The following is a 22448-nucleotide window of genomic DNA, read 5'->3' as shown; positions in this document are numbered from 1 at the left end:
GATAAAAAAGGCAGGCTCTTAGGCCTGCCCTAATACCTTAGGCTAAATTAATAGAAGTCGTAGGACAAGCGAACTCCCAAGGTGCGGGGGCGATTCGTCACCACTTTGGGCGTAAATTGTTGCGTATCGATATACAGTACTGCACTTTCGTCAGTCAGGTTGTCAATATACAACTCTGCTTTCCAGTCATTTTTCATCACACCAATCGACACATTCGCAATGGCATAACTTTCTTGCACATAGCGGCCACCTTTAAACACCTCGCCATTTGAGTCTGTGTAAGATGCGCCTGCATACGCAGCGGCTTCTTGTTGAATGGGTAAGCCAGAGCCCGTACCGTAGATTAATTGCGTAGCATCTTCGGTGACGTATGCATCCATTGCCATACCAGCTAAACGATCACCGGTATAACTGACAGAAGCATTAAAGTAGCCTTCATAACCGTCATTGAGCTCGAAATAATAACGAGCTCGAATATTGCCTGAAAACTCTGCTGAGTAAGGTAGTTGAGCCCCCACTTCTGGCGCAATACCAGCGAGCTCGGCATTCACACTGGTTAACTCAGTATCAAGTAAACTAAAGGCGGCATTAATCACCAAATTTTCTGAGGCTAACCACGTAATGTCGGCATCAAGACCTTTTATCTCGGCATCACCTACGTTATCCGTAAATACTAAGAAACTGATATTGGTGGGATCGTACCGTGAGGTCTGTAAATCAGAAATTTCAGAGTAGTAGGCGGTTGCATTTACACGTAAAACGCCATCTAAGAAATCACCTTTTATTCCCAGCTCGAAATTATCCAAGCTATCAGTGGTTGAATAAACCGGGATCCTGAAACCGTCAAAGGCGCCACTTTGATTGGTTGCCAACCCCCCGCCCACGCGATTAGTCACCGGTGGTCGAAAGCCCTCAGAGTATGTGGTAAACAGCAAAATATCGTCATTTACTTTCCAGTCTAATGACGCTTTGTAAATTACGTCATCTACCGTCAACGTGCCGTCATCATCCAATAAACTCACTTTCAGCTGGCCGCTATCGATGGCAGCCTGAACTAACGCAGGATCTTCACCTACTGCGATTAACTCATCAGGATCAAGGGTGCCAAATGCGCGGATACGACGACTAACGTCAACGGTTGAAGTCGATCCTTTATAAATATCATCGATTTGATACCAGCGGGCGCCAAGCGTTGCAGTAACCGCATCTGATAAGTCAAACTCAAGCTGACCAAATACGGCTATTTGCTCAATGGTATGGGTAACATCATTTACAAAGCTGACTTCTGATTCAAAAGGCCCACCGTTTGAGTTAATTCCTTCGCTACCTTTAAGCGTTGCGGCTAAATTAGGGAATTTTTCAGTACTGGCAATTTTGAATTTGCCAACGGTACCTAGCTCTTGGTCATCATAGAAAATACCTGCTGTCACTCGCCATGCTTTGTCGGCGTCTGTATTAACGCGGAGTTCGTGCGTAACACGAGAGGTGTCTGTTTGTTCTTTATAAAACTTAGTGGGGTCTAAACACACTTCGTCTGCTGCTGCTACATCGCCGCCATAACTACATACGTAGTAAGCTGAGAATAAACCGCCATTGGTGTAGCCGGTATAATCGATGGTTGAACTGATTTCCCGGTCTAAATAACCGCCGGTATACACCAATTCAAGTTTGTCTAAACGCCCTTCTAGGGTCCAGGTTGTTAGTCCAAATTCATCGTCATTGTCTTCCGGCACAAAACGGTTGACTGAACTTTCACCTTCAAGGTTGGGGTCGTAAGCAAACACCCCTTCTGTATCCAGAGATTGTTGAGTGTGCTGAACAAGTAATTTCCAATCTTCGTTAATGATATAAGAGGCACCAAAACGAAAACCTGCGTAAACAGCATCGTTTTGATCGTCTTCTACTAAGGTATCATTTTTAGGTGAAACGATTGGTGTATTGGCGGGATCACTCAGTACGCCACCAGAAATACGGTCGATAACAACCGCACTGCCGGTATAGCCGCCTTGGCCAGGTTGGTTTAAGACATTATCAATCCAGCCACCTTGTTTGTCGTTGTAAGCCACGATGCGTAATGCAAGATTATCAGTAGGGACGAAGTTCATAAAAGCTTCAACGGAGTTACTGCTTTCCCCGCCTTTGGTAAACCCCATATTGATATCAAGCCCACCACTGAATCCACTGTGATCAGGCTTTTTAGAAATCATGCGTACTGTGCCTGATTGTGAACTTGCCCCAAATAGGGTGCCTTGTGGTCCGGGTAAGACTTCAACGCGTTGCATATCCGCAGCGTACACGTCTAGGTTACGGCCTTGCATTGATACCGGTTGTTCGTCGAGGTAAAAAGCCACTGAAGGCTGAAGTGCCTGCACCGATGAGACTGAAATATTGGTTTGAGAGGTCGCGGCACCGCGAATATAGATCTCGTTTTGACCAGGGCCGGTGCCTTGAAATACCACGTTAGGCAAAAATTCGACATAGTCGTTGAAGTTGTCCACGCCAAGATTTTCTAGAGCATCACCATTTAATGCGGTTACAGAAACAGGAATATCCTGAATGGAAGCCGTTCGTTTGGTGGCTGTCACTTCAATTGTTTCTATTGATGCTTTACCTGTTGACTCTTGCGCCTGCACGCCTTGTATAGAAAGAGCTGCAATAATTGCGCAATTCAATTTGGTTTTTTTCATTGATAGAACCTTTTTAGTGTTTATGTGTCGTGCACATGATAAATGATCTGGTGTAATTCGCAAATATGGTTGAATTCTAACTAAATATTTTCGCATGATTTCATTTTTGCATTTGAAAATATTAGGTTTTTTATAAATTGTTTGTTTTTTGTTGGCTAAATAAATCGTGCTCTAATTATTTGTATTGAAGTTTATTTGTCGCCTTTTCTACGATATATTCTATGCAATTGTGATTAAAGGAATTCCCATGTCGGAATCAAACCGTTTGGGCTCAGCGTTAAACCCGCCCGTTTTTTATGTTTCTTCGTTCGCCATACTGCTGATTTTAATTGTTGCGGTTTTTATGCCAGAAGGCGCGAGTGTCTTTTTTACCGAATTGCAGTCGACCATTGTTAATAATGGCAGCTGGTTTTATGTTTTGTCGGTTGCAATTATTTTGATGGCGGTGCTGTATTTGGGCTTCTCTAAATACGGCGATATCCGCTTAGGGCCTGACCATGTTAAGCCCGAGTATTCTATTGTCAGTTGGTTGTCGATGTTATTTGCGGCAGGGATGGGTATTGGCTTAATGTTTTTTGGGGTGTCAGAACCCATCATGCATTTTTTGGCTCCACCGACGGCTGAGGTCAATACCACTGAAGCGGTTAGGGAGGCCATGAAGATAACGTTTTTTCACTGGGGACTTCACGCTTGGGCAATCTATGCCATCGTTGCTCTTGTGCTTGCCTATTTTAGTTTTAGGCAAAATTTACCCTTAACTCTGCGTTCGGCTCTGTATCCAATGATTGGCGATCGTATTTATGGCTGGCCGGGCCATGTGGTGGACATTCTCGCGGTGGTGAGTACCATTTTTGGTATCGCTACTTCCCTAGGGCTAGGGGCATCGCAGATCAACTCTGGCCTGCATTACTTATTTGATATGTCAGTGTCGACCAGCAACCAAATTTACTTAATGGTGGGCATTATTGCTATTGCGATTGTGTCGGTTTCTACCGGATTAGATAAAGGGATACGTATCTTATCTGAAGTGAATATGTTGCTGGCAGTGGCCTTGTTATTGTTTGTTATTATTTTAGGTCCCACAGTGTTTTTGCTGACCGCCTATGTGCAAAATACGGGGGCGTATTTATCTGATATCGTACGCAATACCTTCAACCTATTTGCCTACGAAAAAACCGACTGGATCGGTGGTTGGACAATATTTTATTGGGGATGGTGGCTTGCTTGGGCGCCTTTTGTTGGTTTGTTTATTGCGCGTATTTCTCGCGGTCGCAGCATTCGTGAATTTGTACTAGGCGTATTAGTTGTGCCCACCGCCTTCACCTTATTTTGGATGACTGTGTTCGGTAATTCAGCTATCGATTTGGTGTTTAATCAAGGTCAAGAGTTGCTAGGGCAAATGGTGAATGAAAACACTGCAGTCGCCTTATTCGTTTTTCTAGAAAACTTTCCGTTTAGCCACGTGCTATCGTTTATCGCTACTCTGATGGTGGTTATATTTTTTGTGACCTCTTGCGATTCAGGGGCCATGGTGGTTGATATGTTGTGCTCGCATGGGAATAATAATACGCCATTATGGCAGCGTGTGTACTGGGCCATATTAGTAGGTGTTGTGGCTGCTGCCTTGTTGTACGTTGGAGGCTTAAGTGCCTTGCAAACCATGACCATAGCAACCGCATTGCCCTTTTCTATTATACTTTTACTGGCGATAGTGGGTTTGTTCAAGGCTTTACGAGTAGAGGCTTATAAACGTGAAAGTATGCTGTTTCATGCCTCTCCACAACCCGCTGGTGGTGAAGATTCATGGAAACAACGATTACAAACTATCGTGCATTTTCCCAGTAAACAAGCGGTACAGTCCTTCATTCATGACCGTGTTAAACGTGCTTTCGAAGCATTACAACTTGAGTTTAAAGCACAACATCTTGAGGCTAATATTGTCGAAACAGATCTGGCTATTACCTTAGAAGTGCATCAAGGAGAAGAGCAGGCCTTTGTTTATACCGTTAACTGCGACAAAAATATAACGCCGACTTACGCCTTGGACGAAGAAGAATTGCACGATGATGACGAGCATGCTTACTACCGAGCGGAAGTGCATTTAGCCGAAGGTGGGCAAAATTACGACATTATGGGCTGGTCTGAACAGGCGGTTATTCATGATGTTATTGATCAATACCACAAACATCAGCACTTCTTACACCTGATGCGCTAATAAAAAAGCGGCGTATTTTACTACGCCGCTTTTTGACTTCATTGTGACCGCTTTGTTGCAAACACCTAGTGCCATTACTGATGGGTTAGAGGCTTCATGGCTTTTTGTATAGCGGGTTCATCTTCGGCATTACGTAAGTATTTAGGCTCGATTCTCCGTTTTGATTGTTGTTCGTAGGCGTAAGCGTAAGCCAAAATATCGGCATCGGTATTTGCTGTGCCGATAAATGATAAGTTTACAGACAAAGAGTGAATTTCACCCATTGGCACAGTTGCATGAGGATAACCTGCTTGAGCGGCATAAGAGCCAAACCCAGGCCAACTTGAGGGCCAGATATCACCATTAATCGGATCGACCCGAGGTACAACGGGGCCGGTTGGGGCGATTAACACTTGCACATCGTAGTCTTGCAATAGTTTGTCTATACCATCCGTACGAGTCGCCTGCTGCATGGTTGTGAGGGCGGTTTGATAATCATCACTTTCTAATGAGTCCATCGCTTGTGAAGCCACTAAAATACTTTGATCAAACAAGGCTAATTCGATATCGGCATTTGCTTGATTAAAGTCTATAAGCGCTTGTAGGTCGCGCGTTTTGACTAGCTCTGCTGAGGTGGATGCTAAATAAGCGTTTAAACCATCTTTAAACTCGAACTTGAGGACATCGTAACTCATTTTACCCAAACCTTCGGGAGCCTTGGGGCGTTCATCAATATTGATTAACACGGCACCCGCAGCCTCTAAATCTTTTAAGGCTGTGGCAAAATGTTGCTTGATTTGACTCGAATTGCCAAGAGCAAAGTTCAGCACGCCAATACGTACGCCTTTTAGTGCTTCTTTATGTAAGCCTGCAACATAGTCTACTTCAGGTGTTGTGCTTGCCATGGCGTTCATCATCATCGCAGCGCCTTCTACTGTTTTGGTCATGGGGCCGGCGGTATCTTGAGATGCAGAAATAGGAATGATGTACTGCTGCGAGACGATGCCTACTGTTGGCTTAAAACCAACAATTCCATTTGCATTAGAAGGGCAGGTAATCGAACCATTTGTTTCAGTGCCTACGGTGCCTGCAGCCAACGATGCCGCCGCCGCCGCACCAGATCCAGAGCTTGACCCACAAGGATTTCTATCTAGCATATGGGGATTGCGAACTTGGCCTCCTAAGGCGCTCCAGCCGCTCATTGAGTCTTCAGAACGAAAGTTTGCCCATTGGCTCAAATTGGTTTTCCCAAGAATAATAGCGCCCTGTGCACGGAGCCCTGCAACTAAAGGGCTGTCTCGGCCAGTGATGTTATCTTTAAGGGCGAGTGCCCCGGCTGTTGTTGCAAGATTATCTAGGGACTCGATATTGTCTTTCAATAAAATCGGCACACCGTGTAAAGGGCCTATAATCTTTCCTTCAGCGCGCAATGCGTCTAGTTCTTTTGCGGTATTTAGCGCTTCGGGATTAATGCTTAAGACAGATTGCAGGGTTGGGCCTTGCTTATCAATTGCTGCAATACGTTCAAGGTATAAAGTTAGCAGTTGTTCAGCGCTCACTTCACCTTTACGCAATGCCAATGCAATTTCAGGCAAGGACTTCGCAATAATCCCCGTCGCTTGATTGCTCGCTGCTATGACGCTGATTTCTGCTGTTTTCGTGTTTGCTTTTGTTTGTTCAGGCGGCGTACATCCGCTTAGAGCGAGCCCAATTGCTAAGGCTAAGATAGAGTGCGTTTTCATTATTTTTATTCACATTAAATCGTCTTAAGCGATTGATTAAATTATTAAAATTACCACTGATTTGCAAGTGTATTTACACTGATTGGGAATTTACATGGATACCCATGTAAGTTTATGAATGTGGAAAACGGTCAATGTTTGAGGCCCAAACTTGCTTTGACAGTTATCAAGTCTCTCCTGATAGCAGGCCTTTGAACGGTAGTTCAAGATAAAAAGTGCGAGCCCTGAGCTTTTTGCCTGTGGTTTGCGCGCGCTCAAACTATGCTGCGTTTTTTGATAAAAACATCATCCTTTTGTAGAGAAAATGGCAAGTTATGGCGTTATTGGTTAACCAATTTGTTTGGCTTGGCTGTGTTTATTGATGAAGTAGCAATAAATCGCTATTTATTTACAGCTTGTAGTGACACTATTCACATCTAAGGCATATTTGATTGGTTTGTACAAAATACAATAAATTCAAGTGTTTAATTCAGTAATTATTTTGTTTTAGCTAAATATTGTGGTAAAAATACATATTGGTAAGTCATTATGTTGGTTTTTTGGGTGTTTTTGGTATGTAAATTTGGTTGACCTTTCGGTTTAATCTTGTAACTATATTGTAAATTCTTTGTGAGTGTTAAGTGGGTTGCTTGTAGAGAATGGTTGGTTCGAAGGGCGTTTATCGCTTGGTGACAATTAATATTTATTACAGATGCGGCTTACAGGGCGTGACACCTCACCCACAAAATAGCTGCACAGGAGAAAACAATGGGACACAAACTATCAAAAATTACCTTAGCAATGTTGTCAGCGACAACGCTGAATTTTGTCACACCGGTTTTTGCACAAGTTGCGCAATCAGAACCAGATGATGATACAGAGATTATTGAAGTCTCAGGTATCCGGGCATCATTAACCAATGCCTTAGCAGAAAAACGGTCTGCCTCGAGCCTAGTTGAAATAATTCAGGCTGAGGACATTGGTAAACTGCCTGACCAAAATTTGGCTGAAGTACTTGAAAACATCACGGGTGTTCAGATTACTCGTTCTGCCGGTGTAGGCACGGGTGTACAAATCCGCGGAACTGATGCAAACCGAACTGAAATCAATGGTGTCTCAACGGTGGGGTCTGGCGCAGGAAGAAGTGGGATTAATTTTGAGGATGTGTCTGCATCTATTATTGCTGGTTTAGAAGTAACTAAAGCTCCGGTTGCAAAAACAATAGAGGGGTCGGTTGGTGGTACGATTAACTTAAGAACTATTCGTCCACTTGAATTGAGTGAAACCTTGGCCTCTGTCAGAGTGCAAGCGGAAGACAGCAGTCTTTCAACTGATGGTGCAACACCCAGACTATCCGGTACATTTGGTGATAATTGGGAAACTGATCATGGCGAGTTTGGTGTTGTATTTAGTGCAAGCTACGCTGAACAGGATGTGACGGCTTTTCGTCCCCGCGCCGACCGCGATAATATTGTTCGCTCAGATAGTGGTTTAGCTAGTGCGCAAAGTTTCAGTTATCTGCCTATTCAGTTTCTCATTCAAGATTATGACAACTACGAGTATGAAACGGTGAACTTCGCCGGTTCATTTGAATGGGCACCCAATAGCAATACAAAGTTTTGGTTTGATGCCATCGTTAATGATCAAGACCGTAGAGAAGAGAGCTCAAGAGTTCAAGCTTCTGGAGTGAGTGACCTTATAGGTGTGTCGATTCCTACTGAGTTTGAAACTGTTGATTTTGGTTCACTTGATGGTGTTGATCTTGGTGATATTCAAGCTGCAGTCAAAGGAGTTATTCCTGTTGATTCAGATGGATTAGATCCTAATTTACGCCTTTCGAGTGATACCAGTTCACGTAAAACAAAAAGCAAAATATTCAGACTAGGTGGTGAATACTACGGTGATAATTATAAGATAAGTGCTGAAGCATCATCTTCTACTTCAGATTCCTCTACGCCAAGAATTGACACCACATTAAACTTTCTTAACCCTAACGCAACTATTGGTTCTGCCAACGATAACGGTACACCATTTGAGTATGACTTAAGCGGTGGTTCATTGGCTTTTGGTATCGCTTACGATGCTGCAAATGCCCCTACTAGAGCAGACTTGCTTAACCCTGCCAACTACCGGTTACAAGCGGTAGCCATTGCTCAAAATACCAACGAAAACACCGAAGATGCCATGCGTTTTGATGTAACATACGACCTCAATCTGTCAATATTTACTACGATTGATGCAGGTTACCGCTACAACAAAACCTCTAGTGTTTCAAATGTCATTGGTTCAAATTTAAGTATCTCTAGTTTAGCTGACTCACCCGATGGCTCGTTGTTTTCTGATATTCTCACAACTGGCCCTGATAACTTTAATGCGGCTGATGGCAGGGAGTTATTTGTTAAAGATTTCTTGTTAGTTGACCCTGAGATAGTGGCTTCAGATCCTGACCGAGTATTTGAGACATTAGCAAGCGCAATTACGACATATGGTGGCTCAAGACAGCTATCACAACCTACCTCATCGGTGGCTGGATTTTATGACATTAGCGAATCAACTAACGCGTTATATGCACAAGCTAATTTCGAGTCTGGCATATTCCGCGGCAATGTTGGCATTCGTTACGTTAAGACTGATTTAGATTCGACCGGTACTCGCAGTGTAAACGGCGACACCGTCGCAGAAACTACATCAAGCGATTATAGTTTTGTACTGCCGCGAATTAATGTCAGCGCAGATGTCACTGATGACGTAGTTTTGCGTGCAGCCTGGGGTAAGGATATTCGACGTCCTAATTTTAGTGACCTTTCAAGCTCATATACTTTTAGTACGAGTCCTAACCCGGCAGTGTCTGGTGGCAATCCCAACTTGAAACCTGAGTTAGTTACCTCGTTTGATATCTCAGCCGAGTGGTATTTTGCTGAAGCAGCGTTGGTGAGCATCGGCTACTTTCATAAAACCCGTGAGGATGTGCACGTTGGTCAACAGGTTGACCCTTATTCAGAACCAGGCACCGGATATCGCGATATCGTAGGTCCAGTTTGTGAGCAAGGTGGTATTTGGAACCCAATCGCACTTATCAACGTGTTTGGTCCAGTGTCATCGGATACTGGCGTGTGTGTGCCATTTTCAAGTGTGATAAACGATACTAAGGATACAACGCAAAAAGGTATCGAAATGGCCTTTCAATATGACCTTTCAGCGTTTGAGAGTGACTTAGGTTGGGCTTCTGGTTTTGGCGTGGTGGCAAACTATACCATTCAAGAATTCTCTGGTGGTGAAGCGTTTAATACATCATCAAGCCGAGCAAGCCAAGTGTTCGCTGCCTCAACAGGCTCTTCAGACACCTCTGTAACGGTTACAGCAGTGCAAGGACTACTGAATCTATCTGAAAATGCTTATAACTTTACCTTGTACTACGAGAAATTCGGCCTTTCAGCACGTATGCGTTATACATGGCGTGAAGCTTTCCGCTCAGACGACTTTGGTAGTACGTCTTCTTATCCTTGGGGCTTCCCCGTCATTCAAGAGGATAGAGGTCAGCTTAATGCCAGCATCTCTTATGATGTAAACGAGCAACTCAATATTGGTATTGAAGGCGTTAACTTAACCGAATCAGAAATAAAGCAGTCTTGTGTAAATGAAGGCGCTTTACTGTGTTTTCAAGGTCTTACTGACCGACGCATAACAGTGGGTGCGAGCTATCGTTTCTAGTTTGCTCAGGCAAACTATCAAGCACTAGCACGTCATCATTATGACAGGCTATCCCTCGCTATTGTGGCTTGGGATAGCTTTTAACCGCCTTATTTGGGCTTATCAAAGACCTAAATTGGCAATGAACAAAATTAACAGATAGATAAACAGGAGTTAAATATGACCTTACCTACCATAGGCTTTATTGGCCTAGGCCTTATGGGCAGCAACATGGTTGAAAACTTACAGAAAAAAGGTTTTAAACCCATTGTTATGGATCTTAATAAAGACGCTGTTGCTGCAGTGGTCGCTCGTGGCGCGACAGAAGCGAGTTCGGCTGCCGAACTTGCTGCTGCCAGTGATATCATTATGCTCTGTTTAACCACGTCTAACGTTGTAGAAAAGTTGGTTTACTCTGATGATGGAATCTTAGCGGGTATTAAGGAAGGCGCGGTACTGATCGACTTTGGTACGTCTATCCCTGCTTCTACTCGCAAAATTGGTGCTGATCTTGCCAAAAAAGGTGCGGGTATGGTTGACGCGCCGTTAGGACGTACTCCAGCTCATGCTAAAGACGGTTTACTTAACATCATGGCTTCTGGCGACCAAGCGACGTTTGATAAGGTTAAGCCTATATTAGAGATGCAGGGCGAGAATGTCTTTTATCTTGGTGCACTAGGTGCTGGCCATACAACCAAGCTTATTAATAACTTTATGGGGATGACCACCGTGACAGCTATGTCACAGGCTTTTGCAGTTGCAGAATTAGCGGGTGTTGATCGTCAGCAGCTTTTTAACATTATGTCGACGGGACCGTCTAATTCACCCTTTATGCACTTTTGTAAAAACTACGCCGTTGACGGTGTTAGCGATTTAGGTTTTTCAATCGGTAATGCAAATAAAGACTTAGGTTACTTCCTTGAAATGGTAAAAGACTTAGGCACTCGAGCACAAATTGCTGAGGGGACGTCAGCCAACCTTCAAGCAGCTTTTGATGCGGGTATGGGCAATGGTAACGTGCCTGAGATTTACGATTATTTTCTTAAATTAGAAAAATAGTTGATATGTTAGCCACAGCGCTTCAACACATATGCTTGAACAACGCGTTGCTAACACTTACAAGCAAGGTCCACACAAAGCAAACTTGTATTTAAAATTTATAGTTAACAAGCCTCTTTTTAGGGGCTTTTTGCTGCCGTTACGTTATGCGAGCTAACTGTCAGTTTACCAGTAAAGTTAGATGACTAGACACTGGGGCTTTTTAAACTTAAGAGACTATAACGTAGGGTTTGTATCAAATAGCGGATCAAAAAGGAGCTTATTATGAGCCAAAGTGAGCATTTTTTATTTGGGAATGAAACCGAGATTGAAGATATCGGCGGTGGATTAAAGCGCCAAATGTTAGGTTATAACCAAGAATTAATGGCCGTAAAAATATGGTTTGAAAAAGGAGCAATCGGCTATAACCATGCACATAGACATTCTCAGGTGACCTACGTGGTTGAAGGGGAGTTTCATTTTAATATAGATGGTGTGACTAAAATATTAAAACCAGGCGATAGTTGTTTGATCCCTCCTTATGCGGATCATGGTGCAACGTGCCCAACAGGTGGCATTTTGATAGATACCTTTAGTCCTGCCAGAGAGGACTTTGTAGAAGGGTTGTCAGCACCTAAAGACCTATAACATTGTTATGGGGCGCCCCGCATTATTATCTGGCTCAAGGGCTTAAATGATGCTCTTTCGTTCAGGGGGGATAGCGAATTGAGCGATGTTCAGCAAAATTAGTGATGTTTTGCTGACATTTATTTCATCTACGCTAGCAAAAAATTTGCATAGGGTTGTTCACTATCTTGTGCACTGCAGGTGAGGTGTTACTTTCACCTTGGCGTGCATTATTCAATGAGATAGTTCAAAAAAATATCACTGACTCTTCCTAATCGCTTCGACATTGGCAAGTGATGACATTGTTAGACAAGGACATGAAAATGCACTTTAGAAAAATGATTAACGTAATGTTATTGGTGTGGGTATCCTTCACATCAACCACTCAGGCACAGGAACACCCTAACCTCATAATGACGCAGGCTGGGGTAGAAAAAATGCGTAATAGCTTGGGCAAGGTGCCCTTGTTTGACGCGTCAGTGCAGCGGGTAAAACAACAAGTAGATGCTGAAATTGCCCTTGGGATTGACACGCCTATTCCTAAGGATTTTTCCGGTGGTTATACTCATCAAAGGCATAAACAAAATTTTATCATCGCACAACAAGCGGGTGCGCTGTACCAGATACTACAAGACAATAAATACGCGACCTATATCCGCGATATGCTTTTTCAGTACGAAGCGATGTATCAATCGCTACCTGTTCATCCCCAAGAACGTTCCTATGCTAGAGGTAAACTTTTTTGGCAGTGTCTGAATGACAGTAACTGGCTGGTTTACATGAGCCAAGCCTATGATGCGATTTACGATACTTTGTCAATTAAAGAGCGCGAACGCCTAGAGAACAATTTATTTCGCCCCTTCGCTGATTATATCTCTATCGAAAATCCGCAGTTTTATAATCGTATTCATAATCACAGTACTTGGGGTAATGCCGCGGTTGGGATGATCGCTTTGGTGATGAACGATGAAGCATTATTACAACGGGCTTTATACGGTATCGAAGATGATGGTCTTGAAGTTGGCGCCAGAGACAATGATGGCGGCTTTATTAAAGTAGAAGGACAAAAAGCAGGTTTTCTCGCAAACCTTGAAGACCCTTTCTCTCCCGATGGATATTATACTGAAGGCCCTTATTATCAGCGCTACGCCATGTATCCCTTTTTGATTTTTGCTTTGGCAATGCACAACGTTAAACCCGAAATGAAGGTGTTTGAACACAAAGATAATGTGTTGTTGAAAGGAGTCGATGCACTCCTTAATTTAACCGACGCGGCGGGGAATTTTTTCCCGCTAAATGATGGCCAAAAGGGCATGTCATATTTTACCCCTGCGTTAGTTTCAGCGGTCGACATTGCTTTTCACTACGGCACACAAAATCCGCAATTACTGAGCATTGCTGAAAAGCAAAATGAAGTCTTGCTGGACGAATCAGGTTTGTCAGTGGCTCTGGGCATTCGAGATGGCAAATCGCAGCCCTTTACCAAACAATCTATTAACCTGACTGATGGACAAGATGGTCAGCAGGGGGGCGTGGGCATTCTGCGTTATGGTGATGAAGATCTAACTCTTGTATTTAAATATGCCGCGCAAGGGCTGAGCCATGGGCACTATGACAAGTTATCCTTCTCTTTGTACAACAAAGGGAATGAAGTACTGCAAGATTATGGTCTTACTCGATTTGTCAATATCGGGCAAAAAGGTGGTGGCAATTATCTAAAAGAAAATAAAACGTGGGCTAAGCAAACGATTGCGCATAACACCTTAACCGTCAACGAAACATCACATTTTAATGGTGACTATGAAATCGGTAGCCAACACCACTCGCAATTGTATTTCTTTGATTCGACCAACGAAAATCTGCAGGTAGTCAGTGCTAAAGAAAGCAATGCTTACCCCGGTACAGAAATGCATCGAACGATGGCAATGATTAAGCTAACTGAATTCGAAAAGCCATTTTTGCTCGATATCATGAAAGTTGATTCAAAGAGTCAAAATCAATATGACCTACCATTTTACTTTATGGGACAGGTCATCAGCACAAATTTTGACTATGACTCTCCTCTAAGTTTGAGCCCTCTTGGTAGAGATAACGGTTATCAACATCTGTATTTAGAAGGAAAAGGCAAACCGGCAGTAGCATCAACGCAGTTTTCGTGGTTGGGCGATGGTACATTTTATACCTTAACCGCTTCTACAAATGTCAGTGATGAGTTGCTGTTTACTCGCCTTGGCGCTAACGATCCGGACTTTAATTTACGTCGAGATGCAGCGTTTATGCTTCGTAGAAAAGCCACCGCAAATACGGTTTTTGCCTCAGTGGTTGAAGCGCACGGCAGCTATAACCCTGTCTCTGAATTGTCGGTCAACTCTTACAGCAGCATTGCCGAACTTAAGGTGATATTGGACGATAAAAATTACACTGCGGTTTTGATAAAAGGGGTAAATCGACAAACCAAGACTTTTATTATGGCTAATCAAGATGCCTCTAGCTCAACTAAGCATCAGGTTACAATCGAGGGTAAGTCATATAAATGGAAAGGGGCTTATCAGTTGTTTTAGCGCTTTGCTAGTCACTTTCAGACGATTGCCATTTTTGGCAATCGCTGTTAGGACTCAACTCAAGTTCTCCCAACTTCCCGCTGTGCGAGCAGTAACTCAGCTCATGCAGCTTCCTAGTTTTAGTAAGTCAGCTAGCCAAACAATCGCTGCGCTTGGGTGACTAAACCAGAGGTGACACTACCAAAGTGATCGCCAATAACAATTTCACTGTCAGGAAAAGCGCTGTTTATCCACTGCTGCACTGTAGGCGAAAGTGCGGTTCCACCGGTCACATAAATGGCATCCGGCTGTGTGCCTGCTTGGGTTATTGCATCGGTCATCAGGGTTTCGAATTTCCGTAATTCATCAGCGATGGCATCGCCAAGCTCTTGTCTACTGATGGTGATATCAAAGTTTGCTTCAATGTAGGGTAAGGGCAGTTCAATGTGCTGCTGCTCTGACAGTAATATTTTGGCTTGCTCGGCGCTACGGCTGACTCGTAAACCGTATTTTTCGTCTCGTAAGGTTTTTAATCGTTTTAAACGATGATCTTTGGTCATGGTCAAATAACGTTCTATTTCTTTGGTGGTGCGGCTCGAATTAAAATCTTGCTGGGCACTGACATCATTTAAGGTCACGGCTTGTTTAAATAAATGATTAGGGACCGGTAGCCCGTTATTCAGTACGATATTTTTACCAAAGTGAGGCATGAGTGTCATTAAAGCGAGTTTATTGTCTAAATCAATACCACCAATCCGTTGCCCAGTGTGGCTCAAAATGCAGTGTTGACGATCCATCAGCTTACGATAACTAGGGCCAATTTTAATCATAGAGCAGTCTGTAGTGCCACCACCCAAATCAAGAATAAGCACGAGTCTATCTTGGCTAAGTTGACGTTCATAATCATAGGCTGCTGCCACGGGCTCCATTAAAAACTCGATGTGCTTAAGGCCGATGTTTTTTGCTGCGGTATCGATAATACTGAGTGCTTGTTGATTACCATCATGACCCAAGAGTCCGTGAAAATTGACGGGGCGGCCAATGACTAATTGAGTTAATTCAATTTCTTTAACGGCCTCGGCTTCTTCTTTAATAAATGCCAGCATTTTTTCAACGATAGCTGTAAAAACCCCTCGTTGTGCGCTATTGATGTCGGCGCCTAAAAATGATTTTGGCGACTTAATGTAAAAGCCATTTTCAGGATCATGAATGTGCATTTGAGCAGCATGTTCTCCCACTAAAATATCGCTACTCGATTTTAAGGCTTCAACAATACTTTGTGCTCTTTTCGTCGCTGGTGCGCTGATTCGATGGGCTTTTCGAAGTTGTTGGCGGGCGAGGTTAATTAATGCTTCATGGGACAACTCAGTGGCAGGCTGACTCTGGATCGCTTTCATTGTGCTACTAAGTTGCGCATTTGAAATAGTCGCAGGGGCAAAACAATCTTTGTCGATATATAAACAGGAAGGTAAACGGGGCTTGCCATCTTCTAAGGGAATAAGCACTGGCTGCCCATGCTCCATAACGCCAATTAAACAATTAGAAGTACCAAAATCTAGGCCCGCATACATAACGCTTTTCCTTACAACAAAATAAAGCGGCGGATTCTAATCTAAATCAACCTTTAATGGGCAGTTAATTGCTGACAGATCTGATTTATACCCGCGTACGTATAGCTGAGCTAGGTTGGTCAACATCAAAACAAATGAAAAAGTCTTTACTGCCCAGCAAAATCTGCCCAGTCTGCCATCGACCTTTTACATGGCGTAAAAAGTGGGAACGCAATTGGCCAGATGTTAAATATTGTTCTAAACGCTGCGCTGGCGATAGAACGGCTAAGTCTAAGGAGAGTCAAGACTAAGTTGGCCAACAATAACAACGATTAAGTCTGTTCGATAAGGTTTGGAATCACGTAGCACGCCACCATTATGATAGCGAACCAAAGTAGCATAAAGCATACATCGCGTTTGTTTAACACGCTTGGATGACGCTGTACTTTTAGGGTTCCAGGTTGTTGAGGCCTAAGGAAATACGCGCAGTAGCTTACGCTTACTGTAAATACAAAACCTACAACGTTCCACCAAAACCAGAATAACTCTTTGACTAATAGCCATAGGGCGATATTGCTTAGAACGCCTACTAATAAGCCTGTATTTACATGGCGAGCTGAAAGCTTCTTAGTCAAAATAGCCAGTAAAAACATAGCTAAAACGGGGCCGTAAAAAACCGAACCGACTTTATTTATGGCTTCAATGATAGTGGGTGCAATATCACCGGCATAGAAAGAAAGCAGTAATGTAGCAAGGCCCCAGCAGGCGCCACTTATCTTGGCATAACGTAAATATTGGTGATTACTTAACTGTTTATTACGGTAGCGGCAGTAATCTTCAACACTGACAGCTGCCAAACTATTCACAGCTGAACTTAACGATGACATTGCCGCCGCTAGTATTGCCACCAATAACAAGCCGATTATCCCATGAGGTAAATAGTTTACGATAAAAATAGGCATCATCCAGTCAGGATGTTGCTGTGGAATTTTGGCTAAAAAATCAGCTTGAGTTGAGGCCAAGGTGCCTATTACCAATCCAGCAAAACAATAGATTAAAGTGATTGGAAAGCGTAAAAAACTCGCCGTCATAATCATCTTTTTCAGTTCAACTGGATTTTTTGCTGCCAACGAGCGCTGCGCTTCAGACTGATCGCAGCCATAATACGAGGCATACAAAATAAAACCGCCAAAGAGCATCGGTAATAAACCGAAGTCTGACCCATTAAAACCCGCAGTATCGATGTTTAAAGTTTGTAATCTGCTTGGTTCTACTAGCGCAACGAATTGGTTCCAACCACCAATATGATAAAGCCCAAAACCGAGGCAGGTGAGGGCACCTAAGATAATAAATATCATTTGTATCGCATCACCATACACTACTGCTTTCATCCCTCCCTGTAAGGAATAAATAAGCGTAATAATGCCAATACACAATACGCTTTGCCAAAACGCGAGGCCGATGGTGCTTTGTAAAATAATGGAGATTGCGTAAATCATTATGGCGGTGGCAAATGACCGACTTATTTGAAAAACCAAGCTAATCAGTAATCGTGAAGAACGGTCGAAACGGCGTTCTAGAAAGTCATACACACTGATAACACCGCTACTATGGAGTGTAGGTAGCACCAGCCATAACAGCAATAACATGGCGAAGGGCACGGCCAATTCATAGGAAAGCCAAATTAAGCCGCCTCCTTCTCGCAAACCAACAAAAGCTGGGGCTGAGATGAAACTGACCGCCGAAAGTTGGGTTGCCATGATAGATAAGGTCAGGGGCTTCCAACCTAAGGTCCTACCGGCTAAAAAGTAGTCATCTTTATTTTGTTGGTTGCGCAACACAAAACCAAGCACTAATAAGCCGACGAGATAAGTAAAAACGATCAGGTAGTCTACGTAGTTCATAATCAGTACATTTTTCTTTCCACCTTAGCAATCCGTTAAAATGAATGCAAAAAAAAGCCCCGCAAAGTGCGGGGCTGTTTGTTGTTTTACCAGACTCTATTCGTCTAAGAAGCTTTTTAATTGCTCTGAACGACTTGGATGACGCAATTTACGCAAGGCTTTAGCTTCGATTTGACGAATACGCTCACGTGTAACATCAAACTGCTTACCCACTTCTTCCAAAGTATGATCAGTGTTCATGTCGATACCAAAACGCATCCTCAACACTTTAGCTTCGCGGGCCGTTAAACCAGCTAACACTTCTTGAGTCGCATCTTTCAAACTGCCGCCTGTTGCAGAATCAAGGGGCTGAATGATAGTGCTGTCTTCAATAAAGTCACCTAAATGTGAATCTTCATCATCACCGATAGGAGTTTCCATTGAGATCGGCTCTTTGGCGATTTTCAACACTTTACGAATTTTGTCTTCTGGCATCATCATGCGTTCTGACAATTCTTCAGGGGTTGGCTCGCGGCCCATCTCTTGCAACATTTGACGACTGATGCGATTAAGTTTGTTAATCGTTTCAATCATATGCACAGGAATACGGATAGTACGTGCTTGGTCGGCAATTGAACGGGTGATTGCTTGACGTATCCACCACGTTGCATAAGTTGAAAACTTATAACCACGGCGATATTCAAATTTATCAACGGCTTTCATCAGACCGATATTACCTTCTTGGATCAGATCCAAGAATTGTAACCCTCGGTTGGTGTATTTTTTAGCGATTGAAATAACCAAACGTAGGTTAGCTTCAACCATTTCTTTTTTAGCGCGGCGGGCTTTCGCTTCACCGATCGACATACGTCTGTTGATGTCTTTAATATCAGCAATACATAAACCAGTTTCTTCTTCGACTTGGTTCATTTTACTGACGCTACGTTCTAATTCTTCTTGATGAACACGCATTTCTGCGGCGTAAGGTAAATCAGAATCTAAAATTTTGAACAACCACTTTGTGCTTGTTTCATTACCAGCAAAGGCTTTAATAAAGTCTTTCTTAGGCATTTTAGCGCTGATAACACAGTGCTTCATCACAATACGTTCTTGTACGCGGACACGGTCCATCATGCTGCGCATGTTTTTAACCATGCGATCAAATTGCTTAGGCGTTAATCTAAATTCTTTAAATATTTCACTTAAATCAAAAATCTGTGCACGAGCATCTTTGTGTGAACGGCCTTTCTTAGCAATCACATCACGAGTTTTCTCGTATTGGATGCGTAAAGCGGTAAATTTTTCACGAGCTAGTTCAGGATCTGGACCGGTATCTTCTTCTTCGTCAGAGTCAGAATCATCATCATCATCACCGTCATCATCTTCATCATCTAATTCTTTTTCAGACAATTCAGAACCGATATGGGTAGCAGTAGGAGCAATATCTTGTTCATTTGGGTCAACAAATCCGATAATGATGTCGCTTAAACGAATTTCTTCAGCTTCGAATTGATCCCACTGATCAAGTAAATAGGTAATCGCTTCAGGGTATTCAGCAACAGAACACTGAACCTGATTAATACCTTCTTCGATTCGTTTAGCGATAACAATCTCGCCTTCACGAGTCAACAGTTCAACTGTACCCATTTCACGCATATACATACGTACGGGGTCAGTTGTTCGGCCTATTTCACTTTCAACTGTGGCAAGGGCTTGGGCGGCTGCTTCGGCCACTTCCTCGTCCGTGTCACTCTCTTGCATTAATAGCTCATCGGCATCAGGAGCACTTTCGAAGACCTTGATACCCATGTCATTTATCATGCGTATAATATCTTCTATTTGGTCTGAATCGACTATATCTTGAGGAAGGTGATCGTTAACCTCCGCAAAAGTCAAATAGCCTTGTTCTTTACCTTTAGCAATGAGGAGTTTTATCTGCGACTGCTTGCTTTGCACCATATACCTTACACTTTTTGAATTGGTTGAAAATGTACCAAATCAATCGTGAACATTGATTTGGTACCAGTAAATTAGCCGATTTGCATTTGCTTTAGGGCGTTAGCGAATTAGCCAGTATAGCAGACTTCGCCTCTCTACTGCTAGATGTTGGGCTATTTTTGTTCTTTTACAAGTAGGTTTAGCTCTTGTTTTTCTTCTGTGCTCAGTTTTCTTAAACGAGCCTTCGACATTAATTCGTCCATGCGGCTCTGTAAATGCCACTCTAATAACTTACTAAAGCTATCTTGGAACACTTTTAAAGGACTTTGTTCCGTATATTCAGTATTCAATAATTTTGCTAAATGATTCACTTGTGGGTGATGACGAAATTGTTCTAAAACACTGGCAGTATTCGCTTGCGGCCGACTTTGGCAAAAAGAAAAAACTTCATTTAATAAATCAATTCCTGCTATCTGTGCCCCAGCAAGTAGACGTGGATCGGCGTCTGCACATTCAGATGCGATGGCTGGATTATCCAATAGTAGTCGGATCATCATTCGAATAGGCGACATACTGCTTTTATTGGGAGTAGAAAAATCAACTTTTCTCACCCCAGTGTGGGCGTTCGCCTTAGCGATATCGCGCTCCAACTTATGACGATTTTGTTCGCCCATATGCGCACTCAGATCATTGGTCAGGATAACCCGCTGATTTTCACCCACTATTTGCTCTATCAGTGGCATAGCTTGGGCTTTTAGTGCTGCTTTTCCTTCTGCGCTACTTACATGATGGCGCTGCAATAAATTATCAAAAAAGAAGCGTGACAAGGGCATGGCCTCTTGTTGCATTTTATCTTCAAATGCCTCTTTACCAATTTGACGAACCAAGGTGTCTGGATCTTCGCCATCAGGTAAAAATAAAAACTTCATTTCTACCCCATCTTTTAAATAGGGTAGAGCGTTTTCGAGCGCGCGCCAGGCGGCTTCGCGACCTGCCCGGTCACCATCGAAACAGCATATAATTTCTGATGTTGCCCGAAAAAGCATTTGGATGTGTTCAGCGGTGGTTGCTGTTCCTAATGACGCAACTGCGTAATCAATGCCGAATTGAGCGAGGGCTACTACATCCATGTAACCTTCGACTATCATTACTCGGCTTAAGTTACGATGGGCCTGCTTGGCTTGATAAAAGCCATATAATTCATGACCTTTATGAAAAATACGGGTTTCTGGTGAGTTTAAATATTTAGGCCCACCGTCTTCTAGGACTCGACCACCAAAACCGATAACACGTCCACGTTTGTCGCGAATGGGAAACATAATACGATCACGAAAAAAATCGAAACGTCGACGATTATCATTTTCGGTAATCAGTTTCAAATCTAATAATTGCTGTGTCGCCTGCGGCGTTGAACCAAAGGCGCGCAGTACACTATCCCACTCAGGTGGTGCGTACCCTATTCCATAGGCTTTGACGATGTCACCGCTTAAGCCTCGGCCCTTCAAATAATTGATAGGTTTGTCTTTTTCCGTATGTACTTTCAATTGCTGAGCAAAAAACTTGGCTGCTTTTTCCATTAACTCATAGTCGTCTTGGATCTGCTGTTTTTGCTGAGCAGAGGGGGCAGGAGCGCCACCTTCTTCTCTAGGCACTTCAATACTATGGTATTGGGCTAACTCTTCTACTGCTTCAGGAAACTCTAATCTGTCATGTTCCATCAAAAAAGATATGACATTGCCATGGGCACCACAGCCGAAACAATGATAAAACTGTTTATCTTGGCTTACCGTAAACGAAGGACTTTTTTCATTATGAAAGGGGCAACACGCTTGATAGTTTCGTCCGGCTTTTTTTAAGCGAACGCGGCTGTCTATCAATTCGACAATATCAGTACGGGCGATAATGTCATCGATAAATTCGCGCGGAATACGGCCAGCCATTTAACTACTCTTTGTTACTTTAACACGAAGCTTATGATGCCATAAGCGAGGTAGGTTTTGCTTAAGTTAAAAACAAACAAACCGCAAAATAACGATTAGGTCATCTATGCGGTCTATTGCTTTAAATCTGAGTATAACAATTAAGCGTTGAGTGCTGCTTTAATCTTACTACTTACCTGACCCATATCAGCTCGGCCTTGAACCTTGGGTTTTAACCAAGCCATCACTTTCCCCATGTCTTGCATGTTGGAAGGATTGGTTTCTGCTATGGCTTGCGCAACTAGAGAGGATAACTCATCTTCAGTTAGTGCTTGGGGCAAAAAGTCTTGTAAGATTTCAATTTCAGCTAATTCAACGTCAACTAAGTCTTGACGATTGGCTTGTTCAAACTGAGCCGCCGCATCTTTTCTTTGTTTAACCATTTTGGTTAACAAAGCCAATACGTCGGTATCGTTTAGCTCAATACGCTCATCAACTTCACGTTGCTTAACACCAGCAAGTAGCATACGAATAGTGCCAAGACGAATTTTGTCCTTAGCGCGCATTGCATCTTTCTGTGCTTCTTTTATTGTATTTAACAAAGACATGGTATGACTCAAAGCAAATCTTACATCACAGGGCGCGTTATAAATAACGCGCC

General features: G+C 43.1%; 12 protein-coding genes and 1 pseudogene. 6 read left to right on the top strand and 7 right to left on the bottom strand.

Features of this window, described 5'->3' with window-relative positions:
* Positions 1-47 precede the first annotated feature (47 nt).
* Complete coding sequence (locus ACEN2L_RS05640) at positions 48-2687, bottom strand: TonB-dependent receptor (RefSeq protein WP_441742377.1); 2640 nt, start codon at positions 2685-2687, stop codon at positions 48-50.
* A gap of 247 nt (positions 2688-2934) precedes the next feature.
* Between ACEN2L_RS05640 and ACEN2L_RS05635 the strand changes: the two genes are divergently transcribed.
* Positions 2935-4902 (top strand): BCCT family transporter, encoded by a 1968-nt coding sequence (locus ACEN2L_RS05635; RefSeq protein WP_441742375.1) that lies wholly within the window; start codon positions 2935-2937, stop codon positions 4900-4902.
* A 74-nt stretch (positions 4903-4976) separates the two neighbouring features.
* On the opposite strand, the gene ACEN2L_RS05630 is transcribed toward ACEN2L_RS05635, so the two are convergent.
* On the bottom strand, positions 4977-6623 hold the full coding sequence (locus ACEN2L_RS05630) for an amidase (protein ID WP_441742373.1): 1647 nt from the start codon (positions 6621-6623) through the stop codon (positions 4977-4979).
* Between the two features lie 747 nt (positions 6624-7370).
* Here ACEN2L_RS05630 and ACEN2L_RS05625 point away from each other — a divergent pair.
* The 4 genes from ACEN2L_RS05625 (at position 7371) to ACEN2L_RS05610 (ending at position 14518) form a co-directional block, all read left to right on the top strand.
* The gene (locus ACEN2L_RS05625; protein WP_441742371.1) at positions 7371-10313 is read left to right on the top strand and encodes a TonB-dependent receptor; all 2943 of its coding nucleotides are present in this window, start codon (positions 7371-7373) and stop codon (positions 10311-10313) included.
* Positions 10314-10472: 159 nt separating this feature from the next.
* Positions 10473-11351, top strand: a complete 879-nt coding sequence (locus tag ACEN2L_RS05620) for an NAD(P)-dependent oxidoreductase (protein WP_306020968.1) — start codon at positions 10473-10475, stop codon at positions 11349-11351.
* 264 nt (positions 11352-11615) lie between these two features.
* On the top strand, positions 11616-11978 hold the full coding sequence (locus ACEN2L_RS05615; protein ID WP_372340889.1) for a cupin domain-containing protein: 363 nt from the start codon (positions 11616-11618) through the stop codon (positions 11976-11978).
* Between the two features lie 302 nt (positions 11979-12280).
* Entirely contained in the window at positions 12281-14518 is a 2238-nt protein-coding gene (locus ACEN2L_RS05610; RefSeq protein WP_372340888.1) for a heparinase II/III domain-containing protein, read from the top strand.
* A gap of 131 nt (positions 14519-14649) precedes the next feature.
* Here ACEN2L_RS05610 and yegD read toward each other — a convergent pair whose 3' ends face one another.
* Positions 14650-16068 (bottom strand): molecular chaperone, encoded by a 1419-nt coding sequence (gene yegD, locus ACEN2L_RS05605; RefSeq protein WP_441742368.1) that lies wholly within the window; start codon positions 16066-16068, stop codon positions 14650-14652.
* 134 nt (positions 16069-16202) lie between these two features.
* Here yegD and ACEN2L_RS05600 point away from each other — a divergent pair, with 134 nt between their 5' ends.
* Complete coding sequence (locus ACEN2L_RS05600; protein WP_441742366.1) at positions 16203-16358, top strand: DUF2256 domain-containing protein; 156 nt, start codon at positions 16203-16205, stop codon at positions 16356-16358.
* A 21-nt stretch (positions 16359-16379) separates the two neighbouring features.
* On the opposite strand, the gene ACEN2L_RS05595 is transcribed toward ACEN2L_RS05600, so the two are convergent.
* From ACEN2L_RS05595 to ACEN2L_RS05580, 4 genes and pseudogenes are all read right to left on the bottom strand, one after another.
* Positions 16380-17951 (bottom strand): sodium:solute symporter family transporter, encoded by a 1572-nt coding sequence (locus ACEN2L_RS05595; protein WP_441742364.1) that lies wholly within the window; start codon positions 17949-17951, stop codon positions 16380-16382.
* 96 nt (positions 17952-18047) lie between these two features.
* Positions 18048-19898 (bottom strand): annotated as a pseudogene (gene rpoD, locus ACEN2L_RS05590) (RNA polymerase sigma factor RpoD); the annotation flags it as partial.
* A 143-nt stretch (positions 19899-20041) separates the two neighbouring features.
* Entirely contained in the window at positions 20042-21808 is a 1767-nt protein-coding gene (dnaG, locus tag ACEN2L_RS05585) for a DNA primase (protein WP_306020963.1), read from the bottom strand.
* A 140-nt stretch (positions 21809-21948) separates the two neighbouring features.
* Positions 21949-22395: a GatB/YqeY domain-containing protein gene (locus tag ACEN2L_RS05580; protein WP_306020962.1), complete on the bottom strand. Its 447-nt coding sequence runs from the start codon at positions 22393-22395 to the stop codon at positions 21949-21951.
* Positions 22396-22448: the final 53 nt, after the last annotated feature.

It is taken from the genome of Flavobacterium sp. W21_SRS_FM6 (assembly GCF_052119645.1).
GTDB lineage: Bacteria > Pseudomonadota > Gammaproteobacteria > Enterobacterales > Alteromonadaceae > Paraglaciecola.
Note: the sequence above shows the minus strand (reverse complement) of the source record. Positions and strands in the feature narration are given on the sequence as shown.